20 protein-coding genes and 1 tRNA gene are annotated in these 24,344 nt (G+C 35.4%); 7 read left to right on the top strand and 14 right to left on the bottom strand.

What is annotated here, in order from left to right:
* The first annotated feature begins 3 nt into the window (after positions 1 to 3).
* Together QHG54_RS01865 and QHG54_RS01860 are read left to right on the top strand one after the other, a co-directional pair.
* Positions 4 to 2,754: a DEAD/DEAH box helicase gene (locus QHG54_RS01865; protein WP_406604340.1), complete on the top strand. Its 2,751-nt coding sequence runs from the start codon at positions 4 to 6 to the stop codon at positions 2,752 to 2,754.
* Positions 2,755 to 3,110: 356 nt separating this feature from the next.
* Complete coding sequence (locus QHG54_RS01860; RefSeq protein ID WP_406604339.1) at positions 3,111 to 4,058, top strand: COG2958 family protein; 948 nt, start codon at positions 3,111 to 3,113, stop codon at positions 4,056 to 4,058.
* A gap of 710 nt (positions 4,059 to 4,768) precedes the next feature.
* Here QHG54_RS01860 and sodC read toward each other — a convergent pair.
* The 4 genes from sodC to QHG54_RS01840 form a co-directional block, all read right to left on the bottom strand.
* Positions 4,769 to 5,293: a superoxide dismutase [Cu-Zn] SodC gene (sodC, locus tag QHG54_RS01855; RefSeq protein ID WP_406604338.1), complete on the bottom strand. Its 525-nt coding sequence runs from the start codon at positions 5,291 to 5,293 to the stop codon at positions 4,769 to 4,771.
* Between the two features lie 437 nt (positions 5,294 to 5,730).
* On the bottom strand, positions 5,731 to 6,057 hold the full coding sequence (locus QHG54_RS01850) for a hypothetical protein (protein WP_317993261.1): 327 nt from the start codon (positions 6,055 to 6,057) through the stop codon (positions 5,731 to 5,733).
* Positions 6,029 to 6,379 (bottom strand): hypothetical protein, encoded by a 351-nt coding sequence (locus QHG54_RS01845; protein ID WP_406604337.1) that lies wholly within the window; start codon positions 6,377 to 6,379, stop codon positions 6,029 to 6,031. The genes QHG54_RS01850 and QHG54_RS01845 overlap by 29 nt, the downstream gene beginning before the upstream one ends.
* Before the next feature lie 715 nt (positions 6,380 to 7,094).
* Positions 7,095 to 8,321 carry a UbiH/UbiF family hydroxylase gene (locus tag QHG54_RS01840; protein ID WP_317993263.1) on the bottom strand — a complete coding sequence of 409 codons (1,227 nt, stop codon included), beginning with the start codon at positions 8,319 to 8,321 and terminating at the stop codon, positions 7,095 to 7,097.
* A gap of 178 nt (positions 8,322 to 8,499) precedes the next feature.
* Here QHG54_RS01840 and pcsA point away from each other — a divergent pair, with 178 nt between their 5' ends.
* The 3 genes from pcsA to QHG54_RS01825 are packed head-to-tail and all read left to right on the top strand — an operon-like array spanning position 8,500 to position 10,801.
* Positions 8,500 to 9,312 carry a phosphatidylcholine synthase gene (pcsA, locus tag QHG54_RS01835; protein ID WP_317993264.1) on the top strand — a complete coding sequence of 271 codons (813 nt, stop codon included), beginning with the start codon at positions 8,500 to 8,502 and terminating at the stop codon, positions 9,310 to 9,312.
* Between the two features lie 26 nt (positions 9,313 to 9,338).
* Positions 9,339 to 10,385, top strand: coding sequence for an enoyl-CoA hydratase/isomerase family protein (locus QHG54_RS01830; RefSeq protein ID WP_317993265.1), 1,047 nt, complete (start codon positions 9,339 to 9,341; stop codon positions 10,383 to 10,385).
* Entirely contained in the window at positions 10,382 to 10,801 is a 420-nt protein-coding gene (locus tag QHG54_RS01825; RefSeq protein ID WP_406604336.1) for a DUF6163 family protein, read from the top strand. The genes QHG54_RS01830 and QHG54_RS01825 overlap by 4 nt, the downstream gene beginning before the upstream one ends.
* Positions 10,802 to 11,362: 561 nt before the next feature.
* On the opposite strand, the gene QHG54_RS01820 is transcribed toward QHG54_RS01825, so the two are convergent.
* The 8 genes from QHG54_RS01820 to QHG54_RS01785 form a co-directional block, all read right to left on the bottom strand.
* Positions 11,363 to 12,175: an MBL fold metallo-hydrolase gene (locus QHG54_RS01820; protein WP_317993267.1), complete on the bottom strand. Its 813-nt coding sequence runs from the start codon at positions 12,173 to 12,175 to the stop codon at positions 11,363 to 11,365.
* A gap of 10 nt (positions 12,176 to 12,185) precedes the next feature.
* Positions 12,186 to 12,959: a TatD family hydrolase gene (locus tag QHG54_RS01815; protein ID WP_317993268.1), complete on the bottom strand. Its 774-nt coding sequence runs from the start codon at positions 12,957 to 12,959 to the stop codon at positions 12,186 to 12,188.
* Positions 12,949 to 14,508 (bottom strand): methionine--tRNA ligase, encoded by a 1,560-nt coding sequence (gene metG / locus QHG54_RS01810; RefSeq protein WP_406604335.1) that lies wholly within the window; start codon positions 14,506 to 14,508, stop codon positions 12,949 to 12,951. Before metG ends, QHG54_RS01815 begins: the two co-directional genes overlap by 11 nt.
* A 63-nt stretch (positions 14,509 to 14,571) precedes the next feature.
* Positions 14,572 to 15,627, bottom strand: a complete 1,056-nt coding sequence (locus tag QHG54_RS01805) for a DNA polymerase III subunit delta' (RefSeq protein ID WP_406604334.1) — start codon at positions 15,625 to 15,627, stop codon at positions 14,572 to 14,574.
* The gene (tmk, locus tag QHG54_RS01800; RefSeq protein WP_317993271.1) at positions 15,624 to 16,283 is read right to left on the bottom strand and encodes a dTMP kinase; all 660 of its coding nucleotides are present in this window, start codon (positions 16,281 to 16,283) and stop codon (positions 15,624 to 15,626) included. Before tmk ends, QHG54_RS01805 begins: the two co-directional genes overlap by 4 nt.
* Before the next feature lie 23 nt (positions 16,284 to 16,306).
* Positions 16,307 to 17,470: a D-alanyl-D-alanine carboxypeptidase family protein gene (locus QHG54_RS01795; protein ID WP_406604333.1), complete on the bottom strand. Its 1,164-nt coding sequence runs from the start codon at positions 17,468 to 17,470 to the stop codon at positions 16,307 to 16,309.
* 349 nt (positions 17,471 to 17,819) lie between these two features.
* A complete protein-coding gene (locus QHG54_RS01790; protein ID WP_317993273.1) occupies positions 17,820 to 18,680 on the bottom strand; it encodes a septal ring lytic transglycosylase RlpA family protein in 861 nt (286 codons plus the stop codon).
* A 608-nt stretch (positions 18,681 to 19,288) separates the two neighbouring features.
* A tRNA-Lys gene (locus tag QHG54_RS01785) sits at positions 19,289 to 19,364 on the bottom strand.
* An 839-nt stretch (positions 19,365 to 20,203) separates the two neighbouring features.
* Here QHG54_RS01785 and lexA point away from each other — a divergent pair.
* On the top strand, positions 20,204 to 20,917 hold the full coding sequence (gene lexA / locus QHG54_RS01780; protein WP_317993274.1) for a transcriptional repressor LexA: 714 nt from the start codon (positions 20,204 to 20,206) through the stop codon (positions 20,915 to 20,917).
* Positions 20,918 to 21,132: 215 nt separating this feature from the next.
* Positions 21,133 to 22,446 carry a 30S ribosomal protein S12 methylthiotransferase RimO gene (gene rimO / locus QHG54_RS01775; RefSeq protein ID WP_317993275.1) on the top strand — a complete coding sequence of 438 codons (1,314 nt, stop codon included), beginning with the start codon at positions 21,133 to 21,135 and terminating at the stop codon, positions 22,444 to 22,446.
* Between the two features lie 43 nt (positions 22,447 to 22,489).
* On the opposite strand, the gene ttcA is transcribed toward rimO, so the two are convergent.
* Together ttcA and rpsD are read right to left on the bottom strand one after the other, a co-directional pair.
* Positions 22,490 to 23,368 carry a tRNA 2-thiocytidine(32) synthetase TtcA gene (gene ttcA / locus QHG54_RS01770; protein WP_317993276.1) on the bottom strand — a complete coding sequence of 293 codons (879 nt, stop codon included), beginning with the start codon at positions 23,366 to 23,368 and terminating at the stop codon, positions 22,490 to 22,492.
* 265 nt (positions 23,369 to 23,633) lie between these two features.
* Entirely contained in the window at positions 23,634 to 24,251 is a 618-nt protein-coding gene (gene rpsD / locus QHG54_RS01765; protein WP_317993277.1) for a 30S ribosomal protein S4, read from the bottom strand.
* Between the last annotated feature and the right edge of the window lie 93 nt (positions 24,252 to 24,344).

Here is a 24,344-nt window from a genome sequence, read left to right as displayed (position 1 = left end):
TTCATGAACGCTGTTGAAAAAAGGATTGCTGCTCGCTTATCGTTACGCTCTCCTCAACATGAAGCCTTAGATATTCTGGTGCAAATCTTAGATAATATAGAACTTTCTAAAAATGCGGATTTAGTTGCAGATTTGGAAGTTATCAAAAATCTCTATCCTTCTGTACAAGATTTTGAACGCGATTTTCCTTCCTTTTGTTTTGCTTTAGCTACGGGAGTTGGGAAAACACGATTGATGGGCGCTTTTATTAGCTATCTTTATTTAACGGGTCGCAGTCGCCACTTTTTTATCCTAGCGCCCAATTTGACTATTTATGAAAAATTAAAACAAGATTTCAGTCCTCAAAGTCCGAAATATGTATTGAGTGGAATGAATGAGTTTGTTGCAAATAGACCGGTAATTGTTACGGGTGATAATTATGAAAGTGGTAGAGGAATTCGCTCTGATCAAGAAAAATTTCACGGGCAAAAACGTTTGTTTGAGGATGGGGATACAGCTTTTATCAATATTTTTAATATTTCCAAAATTAACACAATGGATCATAAAAAAGGAGCTGCAAAATCCAGTATTCCGCGAATTAAACGCTTGCAAGAGACTATTGGCGAAAGTTATTTTGATTATCTCGCAAATCTTCCTGATTTAGTTTTGTTAATGGATGAAGCACACCGTTACCGTGCTTCTGCGGGTGCTTCAGCAATTAATGAGTTAAAACCTGTTTTAGGAATAGAACTTACAGCAACACCGAAAACAATAGGGGCAAAACCTGTAGATTTTAAAAACGTTGTTTACGGCTACTCACTTGCAGAAGCTATGAGAGATGGGTTTGTAAAAGAGTCTGCTGTTGCTACACGGAAAGATTTTCAACCAAAAAATTATACGCCTGAGCAATTAGAGCGGATTAAACTACAAGATGCAATTCATGCACACGAAAAAGTGAAAGCAGATTTAATTGTATATGCTAAGGACTATAATAAGAAATTCGTTAAGCCTTTTATTTTAGTGGTAGCTCAAGATACAGAACATGCAAGGGAATTGCGTAACTTATTAGAATCCGATGATTTTTTTGCGGGGGCTTATAAGGGCAAGATTGCAGAGATTCATACAAAACAGTCGAATACAGAAGAAGATAAAAATATTCAAAAGTTAATTGCAATTGAAGATGCTCATGAGCCAACAGAGATTGTTATTCACGTTAATAAATTAAAAGAAGGATGGGATGTTACCAATCTTTATACCATCGTGCCATTGCGTGCATCTGCTTCAGAGATTTTAACGGAGCAGACAATAGGCCGTGGATTACGTTTGCCTTATGGGTGTAGAACGGGCGTAGAAGCCATTGACCGTTTAACAATCATTGCCCATGATCGTTTTCAAGATATTATTGATCGTGCAAACGATCCAAACTCAATTATTAAAAAGCATATTGAAATTGGGGTAGGTAGTGATATACCATTTGGAAAGTCAGATATATTAATGGTTCCAAGTCAAGCAGAAGCGTTATCTATACAAGCGACAGTCACACGTAATTCCGATATAAACGGAGCATCTGATTTACAAGGTGTCATGCTGCATAATACACCTCCGCTTATATTTACTCCCGAAGAGCAAAAAATTGCTGGTATCGCGTGGGATATTATCAAAAACTATGATACGTTACCGAATTCGCAATCGCTTTGCTCTGCGACAATACAAGAAAAAATCAGCAATGAGGTTATGGCAACTACACATTTAACACAAGAAACTCTTGCGTCAAAAGTCGTTGCAGTCCTAACAAAAAATTTAGCAGAATTAATAATAGATATTCCCAATATTGTTCTTATTCCCTCTGATGAGGTTACTTATGGATTTTATGATTTTGACTTGGAAAACTTAGAAGATTTAACTTTGCAACCTGTGAATAAAGATCTTTTAATTCGAGAATTGCGTACACATAAAAGCGTTTTTCTTGCATCAGAAAATGAATATATCAAAGAGCCTCATCTTGAAAATTATATAATTCGTGGTTTAATTGATAATGACTTTATAGATTATGATAGCCATACGCCGTTATTACAAAAATTAGTGGGACAGATGGTGCAGCATTTTCAATCTTATTTACCCAATGATGCAGCTGTTGAGAATGTATTGATACACTATCAGCATAAACTTACCGCTTTTATAGTTGCTCAATTAAGGTCACATCAGTGGGAAACACAGGGGAATTATCAGGTTAAAATTACACGAGGGTTTAGGATTTTAACACCTATTCACTATACGCTTCCTCAAAACAGTGCTCCTCTTGACTTTCGTTGTATTCCTTCTAATAAAAGCGATATAAAAGCACTTGTATTCGGGGGGTTTACAAAATGCTGTTATCCTTTGCAAAAATTTGATTCAGTAGAGGGAGAATTACGCTTTGCTCAAATATTAGAGGATGACATAGAAGTATTAAAATGGATGAAACCCGCACGAGGTTTTTTCAAGATAGAATATGACAAAGGATCAAGCTATGAACCAGACTTTGTTGTAGAAACAAAAGACGCAAAATATCTTTGTGAGCCTAAAAAAGCATCTGAAATGCAAAATGCTATTGTTTTTAAAAAAAGAAACGCGGCAGTTCAATGGTGTTGTCATGCAACCAATTATGCTGTTACCCATGGTGGAAAACCATGGCATTATGTTCTTATTCCACATGATGCTATTAAGGCAAATAGTAGTTTTGAAGGTTTACGTGCAGAATTCACCATTTCAAGAACTGTACTTAATAGTGAATAGTTTTTGTTTTTTTACCCAAAAAATGTATAATTTTTTTTGATTTACAGTTGCTAAGCTAAGTCTAATCTCTGAATTCTATTTTAATTTTTTCTATATTTTACCATTAATTTTCTAGCATTATAAAATGCTCTAATCATAAAATTTATTAATTTTGCCAAGCGCAATAAAAGAAATTTATTTTATCTAATGCGAGTATATAAGGTTATCCTTTTAAATAAAGGATTTACAGCCTATCTTCATTTTTTTGATAAGAATCCGCTCTCAAAAAAGCTTAAACTATTTATTGTTCCCTCTCTTGTAAAATCTGAAGATAATAGAATAAATATAACAAAGGATAAAAATGGATGATTTGACGTATGTCTTTGGATTTAACAAACACTACTTTTAATTTTTTAAAGAAAAACCCGACAAAAAAATTTACAGCTCGAGAAATCGCTCAATGGATATTCGAAAATTACCCAGAGGCATGCCGTAAAAAGCAAAAGCGTTCAACCGCGACAGTCGCTCCCCTTAAGAGTGATGCGGCTCTTATTCAGCAAATTGTTGCTGAAATAGGGTCTAGGCGTCCTCAATTGCAAAAATGTCATCCAGAAATTAAAACCACTGAAGGACGACCGCGACAATATTATTTTACACAATTAACAGACAGTGCTGAAATTGATGAAGTAGAAAGCAACGCGGTTTTTCAGACTTCTAGGATAGATGATTTTTCTATTAAAGAGCATGATCTTTATCCGTTGTTATCTGAGTTTTTATGGTCAGAACTTGAAGTTTATAGCAAGCGTATTAACGAGAAACGTTCTCGGAATAAGAATGGTGCTGGTGGTAATAAATGGCTTTATCCAGACCTTGTAGGAATGCAAGATTTGAGTAGCGAGTGGCATCGTGAAATCAAAGACTGTGTTTTGCAATATTTTGATAAAAAGACAAAACTCTGGTCTTTTGAGGTAAAAATTCTTGTCAATCGCTCAAATGTGCGGCAAGTATTTTTCCAAACGGTTAGCAATTCCTCATGGGCTAATTTTAGTTATTTAGTTGCTAGCGAAATTGAAGGCGTTGATACGTTAAAAGAGCTTCGGATGCTTTCAAGTTTACATGGAATCGGATTTATAAGACTTGATAAGGAAAATTCTTCCGAAAGTCAGATTATGATTCCTGCCAAAGAGCGTAATGAAATTGATTGGGATACCGCTAATAGGTTGGTGAAGGAAAACACAGATTTTTCTCATTATATTCAATGTGTTCGTCAATTCTATCAGACTGGTGATATTCGCCTATCTGATTGGAATTATGTGTGCTCATGAGGTTTATATTTTAAGAAAGTTTTTTTATGTTTCTTGTAAGCGGAGAAGTTCTTATATTTTTTGTAAGCGTTTTATTACCTCTGTTTGTCATTCTTTTTCATGATAAGCTAAAAAATTATTCAAATGCTTGTGTTAAGTTTTAAAAAGCTTATTAAGATTTTATATTAAGTCATTGTCATTCATTGTACATTATCAAAACATTGCTGAAAAACTATGATTATTGCAAAGGTTGCGATTGCATTAGAAAGGAAGAAGTTCTTTCGTGCCATCAGAATTGCTTCTCTGGTACTAAAGACCTCATTAGAAATCATGAGCAACCAATCTTTATATCATAGGAAGTATGGAGGAAGTCAGTGATCAATGGAAAACTTTTACAGTTATTTATCGCTATAACAAAATGAGCGGATTAAATATATATTGTCTTTCGAGGCACCAAAAATCAGAAAGTGCTGAAAAAAGAGTAACACGGCCTGTGCGTCTATTACATGGGCAACAGAAAGGTTTCTCATTATTGATGCAGCAAAAACGAAAGGGAAGGGGCTCTTTTGAAAACCGTTTACAAAAATATCACTAAGTCTCAAATGGCTCTCAAATTGTTACAAAAACTTATAGTAAATTGTACAACAAACCCCTCGTTAAGCTATATTCTTGACGAACTGTAGAAGAAATCGCATACATACTTTTACAGTTTATTGCAGTTTTTAGGACGATCATTCAATAATACCACATGCTAAACGTCCACCACCTCCACCAAGCGGTAACGGCTCCTCTGATTGGTTATCTCCTCCTATATGGATTATTAAGGAATGACCTTTGATTTGAGAAAGTTTTTTTAGGCGTGGAGCAATGACGCTCATTGTTGCTCGTCCTTGTTCATCAACATAAAGTGCTGGTAAGTCACCAAGATGACCATTGATATTATAAGGTCCAAGATGTTTATTGGTATGTTCTGGATCATAATGCCCACCAGCGGCACCACCAATTACGCCATCTTTTGTATCACATGAAGGATTTATATGTATATGAAAACCATGAAAACCTTCCGGCAAGGTAGATAAATTTGGAGCAAAAATCAAACCGTATATATTTTCTTCAATGTCAATTGTACCAATAGAATTTTTTGTATTATTCTCTTCTAATTTATAAATCTTTACTTGCATCGAGGCCGCTAATGCAGTAGCGTTACAAGTTAAAAACGCCAGTGCTGCCAAGAAAGAGAAGAAAATTTTATTCATACAGCACCTTTTTAATTATGATATTTCAATAAATCACATGGATTTAAAAACATCCTTTTTGAGAGGAATTAGGATTAAAGAAAAAACCCCATAATCTCAAAATACCTTTTTTATCATCTCTAAGCATATCTAGAATGCTTCTCTCTATCTATCAAACATACAGCTTTTATAGATTATAGTTTAATAACTATATTTCACTCACATTTCTTCAAGAGATGCTTTTAAAAAAGCAGATTTTTTATTTAAAAGCGGTGTGAAGATTAAGAAAGGAAATGTGCTAATTTATCCAGTGCTTTTCATAATATGAGGCAGATTTCATCGAAAATAAAACAATATAACTTATTGATTTCATTTGTTTTTAAATATTTTTGTTCATGGAAAAGAAAATATAACTGATGCAAACTTTCTATGCATCACGAAGTTTTTAAGAGAAATAACTATTGTGATCTATAGAAGTCTTCTATAAAAACACAAAATGTACCAACAAAAATACCCATTATTGATCCTATCATTGCACCAATGATCGTTCCGGTGGAGAATGCTATACCTATTCCCATTGCGATAATTGGACCAAATCCTGGAAGAGAAATGTAACCATAAGTTGCTAGAATTGCCGCGATTGCTCCCGATACACTCCCATTTAGACTTCCAATGAAAGCGAGCTCCTTAATAGAATGACAGATCTTTTTTAAAAAGTTTTTTTCACAGTTGTTAGAATCGACGTTGCTATAAGTTTTAAAAACAATCATGTTTTCCTCTTTCATTTTGGATGCTAACTGCTCCAGAATAATCAACTGATATGAAAAAATGGCATTTTTTAAATTCTACTAGGGCGCGCCAAATACCTTTGTCATCTAAACGCAATCGTTTAATATTTCTGAAACCATTTTGCATGAGACAGTTTTTAACTTGCGAAGCAGTAAATGAATTTTGTCCTGATTTAGCGATGTCTTTAGTGGTAGTATATGCAGAGATTTGACAATAAGGCGCATGAAAAACTTTGCTTATTGAAACGGTAACTATAAACGAGATACATCCAATCATAATAAAAAAGATACCTGATTTTAGATTTTTATTTAATCTCATCTTATCACCATCTATTAAAACGATGCTTTATTAACCTTTTTATTACAAACAGGTTCCGAAAAATATTTTATTTTTAATATTATAATTAATAACGCAAACTTTTTAAAATTTGCGTTGATTAACTAAAGCCGTTTTTTCTTTATTCTCTTGTGAGCAAAAGTGAGAGTTGTTGAGCATCTGTTCTTAACAGTCCAGTTTTTCTCTGTTTATTCAAACATGCAGTTCTACAGCATTCATATCGTCAAGTGAGTGATATAAAGGTGTGTATTATGATAGATTTTATGTGATTTATGATGTTGTTGACCAAAACATCTTACCATTGATGTGTTGTATCTCACTCAGTATAGGCGGCGCTAGCTTTTTTCTGACCATTGTTTTTCTTGATGCAAGAGACATAAAAATAAAATTTGCCATTTTTCCCGTATACAAATCTGACTTTTTACATTCATATGTTTCTAAAAGAGAAATCCGATTACCCTATTCCATACTCGTTTTTTTCAAAAGCTTTCCACAGCAGAGTTTGTAAAAAAGATTTTTTAGAATAAGTCCCCTTCGATATAAGTCTATTGATCAATTTCTTGATGAAATATGAAAAGAAACTCAAGATTTTTTTATTATTTACGCATTAAACCTAAACCAATGCACCAACTTGCAAAAAACGTGCATGATCCTCCCATAATGTATCTCTTACTAAGCTAGAACAGTATTGATAATATCAATGCAATTGTTTAGGCGGCTTGGTTGGAAATATTGGCATAATTTTTTTTAATCCGTAACCAGGATACATCCCTTCTCGCATAAATAAATTACGCAATGGTGAGCAATTACGTAATAACCCAAGCCCAAGGCTTCGCATGATGTGAACTGGCAGCATATGAGAAAGTAAAGCAGAGTTGAGCATATGAACAGATCCACTCCGGATCAATATATCAGGTTTTCGGCACCGATTATAATGTGTAACGATCATCTCAGAGTTAAAATCGGATATTTGGTTAGGTAAAATATCGACCAAAGTTTGAACATCACGAAATCCTAAATTTAATCCCTGTGCTCCAATAGGAGGAAAAACATGGGCCGATTCGCCCACTAAAATTGTTCGGTTAGCAGCAAAACGATGAGAAATAAGTCCTGAAAGCGGCCATGCTTGAACGGCTGTTTCTAATTTCAGCTTTCCAAGCATTGATTGCATCTGGTCTTCGATTATTTTTGCAATTGCTTTTGGTTCTAAATTTAATAATTCTTCAGCATGAGAAGGCTTAACCACCCATACAAGACTGGATCTGTGTCCTGGTAATGGAACTTGTGTAAATGGACCATTTTCGGTGTGAAATTCAGTCGATGTATTTTGATGGGAAAAATCATGAGAAAAATTAAGAACGAGTGCTGTTTGCGGATAACTCCACTGTTTGACCCCTATACCCGCTGCTGCTCGTGTTAGAGAGTGGCGCCCATCAGCAGCAATAACAAGCGATGCCTGAAGAACTTTGCCATCTGCAAGAGTAACGCATATATGATCTCGTTGATGATGAAAAGATTTTGCTGAAGAAAAAAGTCTGATGATATTGGGCGTATGTGTAACGGAATCGATCAACGCATTGTTTAACTCTACATTAGGTATGTTATAACCAAAAGCCTCTTCACCAATTTCAACAGAAGAAAAATTCACAGTAGGAGCACGCACAATTCTAGAAGTGATATCTATGATTCTAATGAAAGATAAAGCTGCCGCATGACGTTTGAGCACATTCCAAATATTGAATTTTTGAAGTGTACGGATTGCTGGCATCATAAGAGCGGTTGTCCGTAATTCATCTGTATGAGCAGGTGGACCAATAAGAAACACAGAGTAACCCTTATATGCAAGACAAAGCGCTGCTAACATACCAACTGGACCTGCACCAATGACAGCAATATCTTTATGCTCGTTTTTTTCAAATATCACAACGATTTAAGCCTTTCCCTATTTCTCAAATATTTTAACGTTTCTAAATAAATAATCTCTTTTTATTGTATAAAGTTCTTCTATTATATTATGTAATAAATAATGCGGCATAAAAAAGTAACTTTTTTATGCTTTTTTATGATGAATCATAGCGTAGGAAAAAATGGCGTATTAGTAGATGGTTAAAGATTTTAGAAACGAGGATAAGAAAACCTTGAAACGTAAGCTAACAAAAAAAATCAAAACGAATGCTGATCTATTACGCCCTAAAAAAGTAACAATGCCACAAGCTAAGGCTTTTTCTGTCCATTTACTAACAGCTTCTGGTTCGTTTTTAGCATTTCTTTCTCTTATAGCTGCCTCTCAAAAAGAATGGACTGCTATGTTTTGTTGGCTTGGACTTGCACTTTTTGTTGATGGTATTGATGGGCCAATTGCGCGCAGACTTGATGTTAAATATGTACTTCCAACATGGTCTGGAGAACTCTTAGATAATATCATTGATTACGTGACTTATGTCTTAATTCCAGCTTTTGCGCTTTATCAAAGTGGTTTTATAGGTTCAGGATTATCATTTTTATTAAGTGCTATCATTGTCATTTCATCGGCTATTTATTACGCAGACACTGGAATGAAGACCAAGGAAAACTTTTTTAAAGGATTTCCTGTAGTTTGGAATATGATGGTTTTCGTGCTTTTTGTCGTAAGACCAGGGGAGTGGATTGCTTTTACCATTATTGCATTATCCGCAATCATATCTTTTTTACCAATTTATTTTATTCATCCAGTAAGGGTCATTCGTTTACGTATGCTTAATTTTCCAATTTTTCTCTTATGGTGCTTCTTTGGTGTTGTCGCGTTCTTTTATCAACTCAATGCTCCATACTGGGTTAAGATAGGTATTTCAGTAACAGGGATTTATATGTATTGTATCGGTGCTATCATGCAACTCTTTCCTCAATTGGGAGTAAAAAAGTATCAAAAACAATAATCTAGGTGCTTTAGGAGAGATATAAGATGCATATTGATTTTGGAGCAGGTGATGACATTTCTTTTATAAAAGAGGGGCGTGCTGGTATTATAAAGCTTACACGTCCTTCTGCATTAAATGCTCTTAATCACCGCATGACTCTTGCTTTTAAAAGAGCTCTAAGTGCATGGGAAATAGATAATGATATCTCTTGTGTCTTAATTGAAGGAGAGGGACGTGCCTTTTGTGCTGGTGGGGATGTCGTAGAAATATACCATATGGGGAAAACAGCCTCTTCTTATCAATATTTCAGCGATCAATACCGCTTAAATGTCGCTATTAGACGTTTTCCAAAACCTTATGTTTCTTTCTTGAATGGTATTTGTATGGGAGGAGGGGTGGGGATTTCTATACACGGTTCACACCGAATTGTTACAGAAAACACACTCTTTGCTATGCCAGAAGCTTCTATTGGATTTTTTTCAGATGTTGGAGCAAGCTTTTTTCTGCCTTCTCTCCCCGATTATTTTGGCATTTATCTTGCATTGACTGGCGCACGCATAAAATGGGGAGATTGTTTAAACTTAGGATTAGCAACACATGCAGTTCCTGCAGTTGAATTAGAGCCTGTTAGAAGAGCTATTATTGAGCAGGGAAGTCCTATGTTAGCTTTAGACGAGCGAGCAATCATAAGAGACTATGAGACAGATCATGAAAGACGCTGTGTTGTCAGTACTTGTTTTGGTACACCTACGTTAGAAGAATGTATGGAACTCCTTTATAAAAAAATGAATGAAGGAATTTTGTTCGCCAAAGAATGTTATGATCTTTTGCAATCATGTTCTCCGACAAGTTTAAGAGTTATTTGGAAGCAAATGAAACAAAATTCATCTCAAACTTTGGAAGATTGCATGAAAATTGAAAACCGCATTGCTCATCATATGATTAATTCACATGATTTCCGTGAGGGTGTACGTGCAATGTTAATTGATAAGGACAAAACACCTAAATGGCAACCAGATAGATTATCTAAGATAACAGATGAAATGATAGATTCCTACTTCCAACCTGTTGAGAGAGAATTATTATTTTGATACACGACCCTCAAAAAAAGATTTCAAAAATTAATTTAATTTACAGTTGTTATTTGCGGTTTTTAGCACTTGTTTGCTTAGGTTTAGGTATTTTTTATTGGATCCGTCTTGTTGGTGTATTTCCGGAAGTTTTATGGCGTTTTGATCTTATGCCATGGCAGTGGCAGTTTTTATCAACCACATTGGCTATTATTTATCCTATCGCATTAATTGGACTTTGGATGTATTCCCTGTGGGGAATTGTTTTATGGTGCATTGCAGCATTTACCGAAGCACTTGCGTTTTATTATTCTAATCTCATCTATCAGCCGTTTATACCATTATTTCATGGAATATTATTTGTAGTTTTTGTGATACTGCAAATTATAATGATTTTTTTAAATCGATACGACAAAAACATTATCGTAAAAGATTAAAAGATCACTATTTTTGCGGGGCTTTCAGGCTAGAAATTACCAGCGCGATCCCATTTTAATATTTTTTTAATAAAAGGTACCCACCATAAATCCCAAGGATTAGCTGGTTTTGAGAAAAATATCCATAGTGACGCTATCGTTTTCAAAAGTGCTGTTGTTAGCATTGTATATATCCTTTCCATCTATAAAAGTTCCATAATATATATTATGCGATAACATGATACAAAAAAATAAAAGAAAGGTTGCGGTTAAATTTTAGACACATTAATCATATTTAAAACATAATTATGGCAATAATTAGACAGTATATTTTAAGAGAATGAAAGTATATCTATTTTAAATAGTTGGCTTTAAATAATATTTAATTATAGTAAATAAATATAATTAAGTAAAATTACTGCGGTAAAACGCTTTATATGTGCGATATTACTCAAGACAGCATTATGGGTTATTTAAAACTGGAATTTCATTATCTCCGCAACGCTTATAGCGAAAAACTCCCACTGATTATCAGCGCAACTCATTGCTTCGTTTGCCATAATATTTTTGGCTATTAGTCACTTAATAGCACATTTTTTCAAAGACAAGTCCTTGATGTGCAGGTTTAACATGTGATGGGACATAATTTACAACCTCATTGTAATCAAGTGATCTATCCATATGTGTGAGTATAGCTTGTTTTGGTTTTAAATATTTTATCCATTGTAATGCTTGATCAACGGAAAGATGACTTGGATGTGATTCAAACTGAAGAGCTTCAATAATTAAAACATCCAAATTCATTAATTGTGGTAATGTTTTTTCAGGAAAGTTACTAACATCTGTACAATAAGCAACATTACCAATACGAAAACCTAAAGAATGGATATTCCCATGAAATTGTAAATGTGTATTGATAGTTATTGCACCTCCCTGCCCCTGAATTATAAATTGGCTATCTTCATTGATAGTATGCGCCTTTAAAATGGGTGAATAAGATGAACCTTTTGGCTTTTGAAAACAATATCCGAATGCATTTTTCAAATGCTCTAGTGTAAACGCATCTGCATAAATATCTATCAGACATTTTTGTGCAAGTGCATAGCTGCGCAAATCATCAATACCGTGAATATGATCCGCGTGAAAATGTGTATAAAGTGCAGCATCCAGATGCTTCACATGTGCATCGATCATTTGTGATCGAAAATCTGGACCAGTATCAATAACGATTGTTGTTTTTTCCCCTGATGTATGAATGCGTTCAACTAATAAAGAACTTCTGTAGCGTTTATTTTTGGGATTATTGGGATCACAAGCTCCCCAATCACCATTAGGGCGTGGTACTCCTGGAGAGGAACCACAGCCTAATATTGTAAATCGGTACCGATCAAACATGCCTTTGGCCTTATTTCATTTTGCTAAATAAACGAAAAGCATTTTGCGTTGTTATCTGAGCTGTTTCTTCAATAGTTAAGCCAATTGTTTCAGCCAAAATAGCTGCTGTATAACGCACAAAAGATGGCTCATTTGTTTTTCCTCGATGAGGAACAGGGGCTAAAAACGGTGCATCTGTTTCCACTAATAAATGCTCATGAGGCACAATTTTTGCTATTTCACGAATTTCAAGCGCATTTTTGAAAGTAAGAATACCTGAAAAGGAGATATAACCACCAAGTTCAATGCCAGCACGAGCAAGTTGCATTCCAGACGAATAACAGTGAAGCACAAATGGAAAAGCTCCCTCTTTTATCTGTTCACGTAATATTTTCTCCATATCTTCATCCGCATTGCGTGAATGTATAACAAGAGGTAGCTGTGTTTCTCGAGAAGCAATAATATGTTCTTGGAAAATTTTCTTTTGCTCTTTTGGTGAAGAATAATCATAATGATAATCAAGCCCCACTTCCCCAAACGCAACAATTTTGGGATGCTTGGATAGATTGCTAAGGCTTTCAGCTGTAATATTTTGTTCTTCATGGGCATTATTGGGATGTGTGCCAACGGAACAAAATACTTGATCATAAGCTTGTGTAATTGCTAATAGCTTATCTAACTTACGAACACGTGTTGAAATCGTTATCATACGTCTAACATCAGCATCTAAAGCCCGTTGGATAACATCATCCAAATCTTGTGCAAAATCCTCAAAATCAAGATGGCAATGTGTATCAATCAACATGATGAATATCGTCTTTCTTCAAGATATAACGGGGAAAGATTGGCTCTGGTGGTGGAAGCTCAAGCCCCTCTTGAATCCTTGAACTGCTGATATGACACAATAATCGATCATCTTTAGTAATTGCAAGACTATCAAGAAGTTTGGCTGCTGATTGTGGTATAAAAGGCAGCAGCATAATTCCTATTCGCCGTAAAATTTCTACAGTTATGTAAAGAACTGTAGAAAATCTTTCTGGATTATTTTTTCGTAAACTCCAAGGTTGTTCGTTGGCAAAATAGCGGTTAGCATCTGCCACAACTGAAAAAATAGCTGAAAGTGCTAAATGCATTCCCTGAGAGAGCATGGATTGGCGTACAATTTCAAGGGACTGAAGAGATTGTTCCAAAAGCTGTTCATCTTGAACTAAAAATGCAGCTGGTATGGGGACCTTTGCATCACAATTTTTTGCAATCATAGACAAAGAGCGTTGCGCTAAATTACCAAGATCATTAGCAAGATCCGCATTAATGCGGTTTACAAAATTATCATGGCTATAACTACCATCTTGTCCAAATGGGACTTCACGGAGAAGAAAATAACGGACCTGATCAAGTCCATAGTGATCGACCATTTCGAAAGGATCAACAACGTTTCCAATGGACTTTGACATTTTGGCACCACGATTGAGTAAAAAACCATGAGCAAAAATACGCTTAGGTAGTTCTATTCCAGCAGACATTAAAAACGCTGGCCAATAAATTGCATGAAAACGAATAATATCTTTACCAATGATATGAACATTTGCAGGCCAAAAATCACGTTTTTTTGAATTTTCATCGAAAAAACCAATTGCTGACAGATAATTTGTGAGTGCATCAACCCAGACATACATCACATGTTTTGGATTACTTGGAACACAAATGCCCCAATTAAAACTTGCACGTGAAATGGAAATATCTTTTAAACCAGATTTGACAAAACTTATAACTTCATTACGTCGTTCAAGAGGAGCAATAAAACTGGGATGTTTTTCATAATGTTCAAGAAGAGCTTTTTCATAACGGGAAAGTCTAAAAAAATAACTTTCTTCTTCGTTCCATTCAACTGGAGAGCCTAATTCCTTTTCGCGACGTATGTTATCTTCTCCAACTTCAGTATTTTCCTCTTCATAATATGCTTCCTGACGAACCGAATACCAACCCGTATAACGCCCAAGATAAATATCGCCATTCGCTTCCATCTTTTTCCAAATTTCTTGACAAGTTTGATAATGGCGCTCTTCTGTCGTACGGATGAAATCATCATTAGAACAATTTAATACTGCAAGCATTTTTTGAAACGCAGCACTGTTACGATCTGCAAGTTGTTTAGGTGTCATACCCAGCGCTGCTGCTGTTTGTTGCATCTTTAAACCGTGCTCATCCGTACCAGAGAGAAAAAATACATTTTTTCCATCTAACCGTTGAAAACGAGCCAAAACATCGCTTGCAATTGCACTATAGGCATGCCCAATATGTGGAGTACCATTAGGATAAAAAATTGGAGTTGTTATGTAATAGGTGTCACGCATGTCAGACTCGTTGTGAAACGCAATAAAAGATACAATATGACATAACGTCTGTTAATCACATTGTCACGAAAAAAGCTCAATCTCACGAATGATCTTATGAACTCTAAAAAGCAGATTAATAATGAATTGCTTTTTATCGAGATTAAATGATTGTATTTCCCCTATTTCATTATGAATCTCTTGCCACACTTGCGCACATTTTTTTGAGAGAGCCAAATCCCCTCTTTCAATGAGCATGATAGCTCTTTTTTCAATTCTATCAAGAATTTCATCACAAAATTGTTGAAATTGGATAGCTGAAGAAAGAGATGAAAGTGTTTGTGCAAGAGTGTGTACAACAGCGGGATTACAAAAAGATTGCTCTAAGAGAGAATCAATGGTTTTAACAATTTCAAACCCACCATGGCAAATAAGTAAAGTAGCTTTTCGAGGACTTCCTTTGGATCTCTGAATAATCATTTCAATGGTTTCTTCATCTGGTAAATTCTGATTTGAAAAAATATGTGTAATAACTTTTTTCATCTCGTCATCACGCAGTGGTCGCAAAGAAATCTGTTGGCATCGTGAGCGAATTGTTGGAAGCAATTTTCCTGAAGAGTGCGTGATAATAATGAATAAAGTTTTTGCAGGAGGTTCCTCAAGCGTTTTGAGAATTGCATTCGCTGCACTTCTATTCATATCTTCCGCAGGATCAATGATAACAATACGCCACCCATTATCTTGCGATGTTTGGTTTAAAAAATGCATAACATCGCGGATATCGTCAATGAGGATACCTGTTTTGAACTTTTGCGTTTTTACATCAAAGCGACGTGAAACATGCAAAAGACCTGGGTGACTTCCCTGCATAATTTGGTGCCATGTAATGGAATTATACTCTGGTTGCAAAAAGTCACCTTTTTGAGAGCTTAAAATATTCCAAGCAAAGTGAAATGCCAATGTGGCCTTTCCAATCCCCTGCTCTCCTTCAAATAATAATGCATGATGTAAACGCCCCTCCTTACGCATTTGCGCCAAAAAATGACGAACATCCTCATGGCCAAAGATGATATTATTCTGTGAAGGTGATAAAACTGTATCGATATCGTCATATTTGTGCAAAGAATTTACGTAACTCATATAAAATGATCCATCATTGCTTGATCACAAATATTTTTTATTTTGTCTGCAACAACGTGCATTGGATCTGTCGCATCAATCACACGGAACCGATGAGGTTCCCGTTCTGCCAATCGAAGAAAAGCTTGCCGCCTTTGTTCTTGAATTTCCAAATTATCTTTTTCAAAATAATCGACTGTTTCTGTTTTTTTCTTTACTTCCAAGAATCTTCGAGTATTTGCACGTTCCATAGCATATTCTGCCGATATATCTAATAAGAATGTCAAATGAGGCATGATTCCATTGAGTGCAACGCGTTCTAAAAGAGAAAGAGTAGAAGAGCTTACTTTATCATTGAGTCCCTGATAAACACGTGTAGAATCAATAAAGCGATCACATAAAACGACTTTTCCTTCTTGCAAATAAGGAGTGATCACCTCTGTAACATGGTCAATGCGTGCGGCTGTAAATAAAGCAGCTTCAATTAAAGCTCCATACTGTTGTGCTTGACCCGACAATAAAATATGGCGTATTATTTCCGCACCTAGTGTTCCTCCTGGTTCTCGTGTCATAATAACTTCATAGCCTTTGCCCTTAAGATGCTCATAAAGACAATGAACCTGTACTGATTTTCCTACTCCGTCCCCCCCTTCAAATGTGATAAAATAGCCTGACACGTGTGAACCTTAATAAATATGTACTATAAATATTTCCGTAACCATCCAATTGTTATTTCATAGAATGCATTTCTTACTTTCGCAAAAAAACTGCCTTCCTGAACATTGTTTCCAGCAAAAACTGGTTTTTCAAGCAGAACCTTTTTATCTTCTAAAATTTGAATAACACCAACCGATTGTCCTAAAACGATGGGAGCTTTCAAGGGACCATGATATTTAATTTTTGCTTTAACATTCATTTTTTTTTCATTGGAAAGCATAAAATTTATCGGCTCTTTAACAATAAGAGAAACAGAATTTTGCACTCCACCATAAACAGAAGCACGGCCAACAATTTCTCCTTTTGTGAAAATTGTTTTAAGATCAAAAGCTGTCATTCCCCATTGAAGAATGCGTTCTACTTCTTTTGTATGCCCTTTTCCATCTTGTAAACCATTTATTGCTAGAAAAAGACGTCGATGATTTTTATAGGCGGCAATAACCATTGCAAAGCCTTCTTCTTCACTGTAGCCAAAGCCAAATCCTTCTACACCAATTTCTTTAGAAATAAGAGGATTTTTGTTACGTTGAAAAATATTATTCCAAGTAAAGTGAGGTTCACGGTAAAGTTTATAATAATCGGGATATTCACGAACAATATAACGTGCTAATGTGATTATATCGCGTAATGTTACAAACTGTCCTTCTTCAGGAAATCCTGTCGCATTAACAAAATGGCTGTGAGACAATCCAAGTATTTTAGCTCTCTGATTCATCAGTTTTGCAAAATCAGCCTCACTTCCCGATACTCCTTCAGCAAGGGTAATAGCGGCATCATTTGCATTGATAACTATTAAACCATGCAAAAGATCAGAAACACTAATTTCTGACTTCACTTTTGCAAACATAGTGGTTGTACCGGAAGGCGCTCCCCCCTTGCGCCAAGCATTTTCACTCACTTTGAATGTTTGTGTGCTGCTTAACAGCCCTTCTTTTAATTGATGAAATATGACTTCAGCAGTCATCAATTTTGCTAATGAAGCAGGGGGAAAAATAATATCACTCTGTTTTTCAAAAAGTATTGTATCGGTGTCATTATCTAATAAGAGTAATTGCGATGCAGAAGTTTGAAAATCTCGCGCCTTTCCCCCGCAATCCCATATCAATATGCAAAATAAGGTAAATAAAATCCTTAATATTGTACGCATAACCGACTCTCCCATCCCATATAAAGAATCAGCATAAAGGATCCCCTCATACAAGGAAAGATTTGTTTATTTTCTGTAGACTAAGAATAACTTGCACCCCAAAAGCGTTTTTTTCTATTTTCACCCAGCGTTATTAAAATAAAGCACATGATATACGATTTTATCTCTCGCGTAGGCTTAGTTTTAATATTTCAAATGCCTAGAAAGCACGAGAAAACTTTTCACGTGTTGTTTTCTTTATAAAATGTGCATCCTCATGCTCTCAACAAAAATCCCCTTACAACCAGCACCTTATGACTCTTGGTCGTTTGGGAATTTTATCCGATTTAAAAATTAACGCACGTTCTTCTTAAAACAATTGCAACCAGTTCACCTTTGTCTTCTTGTTTGGCTTATTTATAGAGGCTATCTGATCGAACAACGGCGGCTTATTAACCAGAACGGGACCAATTTCTGGCAACTTTATTGAAATAGTGTTCAGTGACTTCTGTTCAACAGTAGCCTCAGCTAATCGTTCTTTGCTGCCTGTATTCCCTTTCCCTAATATGATATTTTCCCTTTTTTTCGGTATATCTGCTAATGCTAACGCATATGAAGAGAAATTTCCAGGCGTATAAGAAGCCATTAAATAAGCACCATCATAATAGCCAACAGGTGCTTCAGAAATATATTCCACTTTGACATTCGTTACACCAGCATTTTCATAACCAAGTATTGCTGCAGCTTTTTTTGATAAATCAATGATTCTATCATTCATAAAAGGACCGCGATCATTCACTCTAACAATGAGTGAAGATCCATTTTTTAGATTAGTAACACGAACATAACTGGGGAGAGGCATTGTAGGGTGAGCGGCAGTCAAAAGATTCATGTCATAGATTTCACCATTTGCTGTTAAACGCCCATGAAAGTCTGCACCATACCATGATGCCTCTCCAACACGTTCATAGGTTGGATCATGTTGGGGATAGTACCATTTTCCTTTTATTTGATAAGGTTTACCAACAATAGGCCGCCTACTCTTCTCCCCTTTTGATTGATTTTTTCCACTTGAAAACTTTTTAGGCACAACAGTAGTCTCTACATCAGCTGTATGTGTCGTTTGGCTTGCACAGCACGATACTAATAACTGGGAAACAGCTAGCACGGAAATAAATTGAAATGTTGATTTAACAATAGGAGTAAATTTTCTTTTGCTGTTTGGAAGCATCTGTCAGCCCGCTTATTTCTATTGAGTACTTACCGCAAAAAACACGCAGTACTTTCTGTACGCGATAGGAAAACTCATATTTCAAGATGATTCCCCTCGCGCGGCTATGATATGCTTAAGATTTACTTTTTATCAAGAAATTAATAAATTATTAACCATTTTTTATTAATTGCCACGAAAATAAAGATATTCTAATAACAGTTAGAATAAATGAATAAATAAAAAAAAATCAGTACCTTAACCAAAATTGTAATTTCATAATATGAACTGTGAATAAGTGAGGTTCTTCTGCTCAAGAACTGGTAAACCACTTTGATTAATGCAGAAAAAACTGCCATTTAATGAAGCAGCACATGAATTGAGAAAGTTAGCAGCAACATGTGTAACCAATGCAGAAGCTACACTTATTGCGACTTAAAATTCGTTCTTGGTGGATCAAAGATAGAAGAATATCTACTCTATATCAAAAAAGCTGAGTAGAACACGATTCACAATGGAATCAATAAAAAAGTCCTAAAAGATTCGCGATAGGTAAAAAAAACTATCAATTGAATCAAAAAATTCAAGATTCATACAGTCTTATGTAAGATATTGATTTTATTAAAAAGTGGTGAGCGCGCAGGGATTCGAACCCTGGACCTACTGATTAAAAGTCAGTTGCTCTACCAGCTGAGCTACGCGCTCCCAAACAAGCTATCTTGCTTGTAGAAAGTTAGTGGAACATACGGTTGACTTTTCATTTGGTCAACACTTTTTGAAAAAAAAATTATTCTTTCTTTTAGTTATCAATATTTTTTTGTTTTTTTCCTTTTGAGCTTGGATAAAAGTAACAATTCAAACATAAAAATGCCTACTAGTTTCTAAAATGTGAAATAGTGAACATTCTGAAATTACGGGAGGGGTAGGAATGCATGTAAGCACGGTAAATAAGATTTAAATAAATAAGTAAAGCGAATAAGAAATAAACAAATTCTATCCCACTGTTGTTGAGCATAATTAATAGAACAAGAGAAAAAGCATATTTATCAGAAGGTATTGGGGGGGTATATTTCTTGAAATATAACTATCCATTTTTGTATCTTTAAAGTTTTTGTTCTTGTTTTCCATATGTGGGCATGACTTCTGTGATGCACCATCTCCGTCTAGAGGGAGCTTGTTATTCTATCGCAATAAAGCAGGCATGAATTAAAAATTTAGTACGGTTGAAATGATTCCAAATGCGCATTGAGCTATCATCTATGTTAAATTGAAAACAATCCTTTTAATTGGACTCTTTATGATAAAAATTGCAAGATACGCAGATAGCTTCTGAGAAGATTAGAAGAGACAGATGTGTTATCTCAAAAACTGATTGCAGGATTTAGCTTAAGATAATTCCTCTTATTTGAAAGAATAAAATATATTTTAAAAAATATACAGAAGATGATTTTGATTTGTCTCAAAAAAATTGTAGAATAATTACAGACATTTATAATTTTATTTTCGATTGGTCTCCTTTTTGATTATTTTGATTGGAACATTGAATGCTGACATGTAAACAATATGAGCTACTCTTGTTCATTCATAATCATATGAAAGAAACTGGTGTCCCCCCCTCCTTTGATGAAATGAAAATTGCATTGGAGCTTACTTCAAAATCTGGCATTCATAGACTTATTACAGCCCTAGAAGAACGCAGCTTTATACGCCGTCTGCCAAATCGTGCCCGTGCAGTAGAAGTTATTCGACTTCCTGAGAAAATAACATTTAATCTTTCTTCAGCTCGTAAAATTTCTCCCAGTGTAATAGAGAATAATAAAAGAAAAATATCAAAAAACTTTGGTAATCTTGATAATTTTAATGAGGAAGATAAAAAAAACGTCACTATTCCCATTATGGGTCGCATTGCTTCTGGTGTACCTATTTCTGCTATACAACAACAAATAAATACGCTTTGTTTACCACCAGATATGCTGAGCTTAGGGGAACATTATGCTTTAGAAGTTAAAGATGACTCTATGATTGAAGCAGGCATTCTTGATAAAGATACTATAATTGTTAGACGTCAAAATACAGCAACACCAGGTGAGATTATTGTTGCACTCATTGATAAAGAAGAAGCAACATTAAAACGTTATCGACGCAAAGGAGCCTCTATTGCCTTGGAAGCTGCAAATCCGCATTATGAAACACGCATATACAGACCTGAGCATGTACAGATACAAGGTAAGCTTATCGGACTTATCCGCAAATATTAAAAACCTAGCACGCTCCGTATATTCAATAAAAGATTATGTTCGCATTTTTTTGCGTGTTATGCGACACATACTGATAAAATTTTGTAGAAAAAAATCAAATAACTTTATAAAGAACAGCGTTGCATATGTAAAAAGATAAAGAGAATTTTTTATTCTTAATAAAGTAAGACTAGCAAATAAAATTCGATTGTCATCATAAAGTTGCAAGGATTATCATGGCAGCACCTCGTATTAGTTTTGTTTCTCTTGGATGCCCAAAAGCACTTGTAGATTCTGAACGAATTATTACAAGCCTTCGTTCCGAAGGTTATGAAATTTCACGTAAGCATCAAGGCGCTGATCTCGTTATTGTTAATACCTGTGGTTTTCTTGATTCTGCCCGAAACGAATCACTAGCCAATATTGATGAAGCCCTCAAAAAAAATGGAAAAGTTATTGTAACTGGATGTCTTGGTGCTGATCCTGATGTTATTCGCCAAACACATCCTAATGTATTGGCTATTACCGGACCACAAGCCTATGAAAGCGTTATACAAGCAGTTCATACAGTGATTCCTCCAGTTCATGATCCTTTTATTGATTTAGTTCCCCCACAAGGTATTCGCTTAACACCCCGCCATTATGCCTATTTAAAGATTTCTGAAGGATGCTCTAATCGGTGTAGTTTTTGTATTATTCCCACTCTGCGTGGTAATCTTACCTCACGCCCCATCAATGATGTTCTTCGTGAAGCTGAAAAACTTGTACAAGCAGGTGTAAAAGAGCTTTTGGTTATTTCACAAGATACAAGTGCTTACGGCATTGATATTAAATATCTGGAAGCTCCTTGGAAAGATCGCAAAGTAAAAACCAAATTTTTTGATCTTTGTCGCGAATTAGGCAATATGGGTATTTGGATACGTATGCATTATGTTTATCCTTATCCTCATGTTGATGAAGTTATTGAATTTATGGCTGAAAGAAAAATTCTTCCTTATTTGGATATTCCTTTTCAGCATGCATCACCAACCGTTTTGCGCAATATGAAACGTCCTGCTCTTATGGAAAAAACAAACCGTAGGATTGAAAAATGGCGAGAGATCTGTCCTGATCTTACTTTACGGTCAACATTTATTGTTGGCTTTCCAGGCGAAACTCAGGAAGATTTTAACATGCTTCTTGAATGGTTAGAGGAAGTAAAAATTGAACGTGCCGGCTGTTTTAAATATGAAGAAGTAAAAGGTGCTGTTGCAAATGATTTGGGATTAGAAAACATTCCTGAAGAAGTGAAAGAAAACCGCTGGCATCGATTTATGGCAAAACAACAAAAAATTTCTACGCATCTTTTAAAGAAAAAAGTTGGAAAAAGACTCAAAGTTCTTATTGATGAAAGTCAAGGCAAAGCAGCTAAAGGTCGCAGTCAATATGATGCTCCAGAAATAGATGGTGTCGTGCATATATCATCACGACGACCATTACGTGTAGGTGAATTTGTCACCGTTAAAATCGAACAATCAGATGCCTATGATCTTTATGGCACCGCAGTTTAAAGTTATAAAAAAAGCTTAGTTTATTTTCATTAACGTTTAATATTTATAATAATTTTTTAAAATCAAAAAATTTTTTATCAAGCAAATGGCTTGGACGCACATTAGTCAAGGCCCGAATCATGGTGTCTTTACGTCCGGGCATTCTTCTTTCTATATCACTTAACATTTCCTTCATTGCATTGCGTTGTAAACCATCTTGACTACCGCAAAGATTGCAAGGGATAATAGGAAATCGCATTGCTTGAGAAAATTTTTCCATATCTTCCTCAGCAGCATAAACAAGAGGGCGCAAAACAAAAAGATCTCCTTCATCATTTATCAGCTTTCCAGGCATAGCTGCTAATCGACCCCCATGAAACAAATTCATAAAAAATGTTTCCAAAACATCATCACGGTGATGTCCCAGAACTAATGCAGAACATCCCTCTTCACGTGCAATACGATATAAATTACCACGTCGCAATCGAGAACAAAGAGAACAATATGTTTGCGTATGTGCCAATTTATCTGTAACAACCGAATAAGTATCTTGATATTCAATGCGATATGGAATTTGATAAGAATTTAAAAAATCTGGAAGAATGTGTTTCGGGAATCCTGGTTGTCCTTGATCAAGATTACAGGCCAAAATTTCAACAGGCAAAAGACCACGCCATTTTAAATCCAGAAGAAGTGCTAGTAAACCGTAAGAATCTTTTCCGCCCGATAAAGCAACAAGCCATTTTTTTCCTGAAGAAAGCATAGAAAAATCATCAAATGCCTGCCGTATATGACGCAAAAGCCGTTTGCGTAATTTATTAAACTCTACGGTTGAAGGAGCAATCCGAAAAATTGGATGACAATCATCAGCTTCTCTCCCCAAAAGATCAGTTTTCTCTACATTCCCTTCCATTTCCTTATATTCGACTGAAACATTATCCATGATATTATAATCTTGCACAATAAACATCTCGTATGGAGATAACAACAGATGTAGTGCAGTTTAAACTTATACTCATTTGCTGTACAAATGAAGTATGCAAAAAAGAAATGGAGCTACACAAAAGTCATACTGCTATAAAACATAACAATAAACTTGATATAGCACCATTCACAAAAACCGCTTGTTAGCTTAAAAGACTATAAAGCAACACAATATTTGTTGAGCATATAATAAAACAGGGAGAGCTCTATCCTCTATAGAGAATTTAGCGAGAATAAAACTCAACAACCAAATTGGGTTCCATTTGCACAGCGTAGGGAACATCTGCAAAAGCAGGGATACGCGTAAATGTTGCTTTCATCTGATTATGATCTGCATCAATGTATTCAGGCACATCACGTTCTGCCAATTGCACAGATTCTAAAACCAAAACCAGCTGTTTTGATTTTTCACGAACCTCGATAACATCACCTGGTTTACAGCGATATGATTGAATATTTGTGCGCCGGCCATTTACATTAACATGACCATGATTGATAAATTGACGAGAAGCAAAAATTGTAGGAACAAATTTTGCACGATAGACAACAGCATCCAAACGTGATTCTAAAAGTCCGATAAGATTTTCACCAGTATCACCACGACGACGAGCAGCTTCTTCATAAGTTTTACGGAACTGTTTTTCTGAAATATCACCATAAAAACCTTTTAATTTCTGCTTAGCACGCAATTGCACACCATAGTCAGAAAGCTTTCCTTTACGGCGTTGTCCATGCTGGCCTGGACCATAATCACGACGATTAACAGGAGATTTTGGACGACCCCAAATATTTTCTCCCATACGGCGGTCAATTTTATATTTCGTTGTTTCGCGTTTACTCATCGCATTTCCTTAAAAATAAAACACAAGATCTCACACTAAGACCTCAAGGAAACGCGCCCTCCTCTGCCTTTAAATATAAAGACTGACAGGATA

It is taken from the genome of Bartonella gliris, from assembly GCF_045277155.1.
Classification (GTDB): Bacteria; Pseudomonadota; Alphaproteobacteria; order Rhizobiales; family Rhizobiaceae; genus Bartonella; species Bartonella gliris.
This window is presented reverse-complemented; position numbering and strand designations above follow the sequence as displayed.

Coding starts and splice junctions, on each gene's coding strand:
- sodC (WP_406604338.1), bottom strand. CDS start 5,293: ATGAATAAAATTTTCTTCTCTTTCTTGGCAGCACTGGCGTTTTTAACT.
- metG (WP_406604335.1), bottom strand. CDS start 14,508: ATGCGTGACACCTATTACATAACAACTCCAATTTTTTATCCTAATGGT.
- QHG54_RS01805 (WP_406604334.1), bottom strand. CDS start 15,627: ATGAGTTACGTAAATTCTTTGCACAAATATGACGATATCGATACAGTT.
- QHG54_RS01795 (WP_406604333.1), bottom strand. CDS start 17,470: ATGCGTACAATATTAAGGATTTTATTTACCTTATTTTGCATATTGATA.
- rimO (WP_317993275.1), top strand. CDS start 21,133: ATGGCAGCACCTCGTATTAGTTTTGTTTCTCTTGGATGCCCAAAAGCA.
- rpsD (WP_317993277.1), bottom strand. CDS start 24,251: ATGAGTAAACGCGAAACAACGAAATATAAAATTGACCGCCGTATGGGA.
- QHG54_RS01790 (WP_317993273.1), bottom strand. CDS start 18,680: ATGCTTCCAAACAGCAAAAGAAAATTTACTCCTATTGTTAAATCAACA.
- QHG54_RS01815 (WP_317993268.1), bottom strand. CDS start 12,959: ATGTTGATTGATACACATTGCCATCTTGATTTTGAGGATTTTGCACAA.
- QHG54_RS01830 (WP_317993265.1), top strand. CDS start 9,339: ATGCATATTGATTTTGGAGCAGGTGATGACATTTCTTTTATAAAAGAG.
- QHG54_RS01845 (WP_406604337.1), bottom strand. CDS start 6,379: ATGAGATTAAATAAAAATCTAAAATCAGGTATCTTTTTTATTATGATT.
- ttcA (WP_317993276.1), bottom strand. CDS start 23,368: ATGGATAATGTTTCAGTCGAATATAAGGAAATGGAAGGGAATGTAGAG.
- QHG54_RS01865 (WP_406604340.1), top strand. CDS start 4: ATGAACGCTGTTGAAAAAAGGATTGCTGCTCGCTTATCGTTACGCTCT.
- QHG54_RS01860 (WP_406604339.1), top strand. CDS start 3,111: ATGTCTTTGGATTTAACAAACACTACTTTTAATTTTTTAAAGAAAAAC.
- QHG54_RS01820 (WP_317993267.1), bottom strand. CDS start 12,175: ATGTTTGATCGGTACCGATTTACAATATTAGGCTGTGGTTCCTCTCCA.
- QHG54_RS01850 (WP_317993261.1), bottom strand. CDS start 6,057: ATGAAAGAGGAAAACATGATTGTTTTTAAAACTTATAGCAACGTCGAT.
- pcsA (WP_317993264.1), top strand. CDS start 8,500: ATGGTTAAAGATTTTAGAAACGAGGATAAGAAAACCTTGAAACGTAAG.
- lexA (WP_317993274.1), top strand. CDS start 20,204: ATGCTGACATGTAAACAATATGAGCTACTCTTGTTCATTCATAATCAT.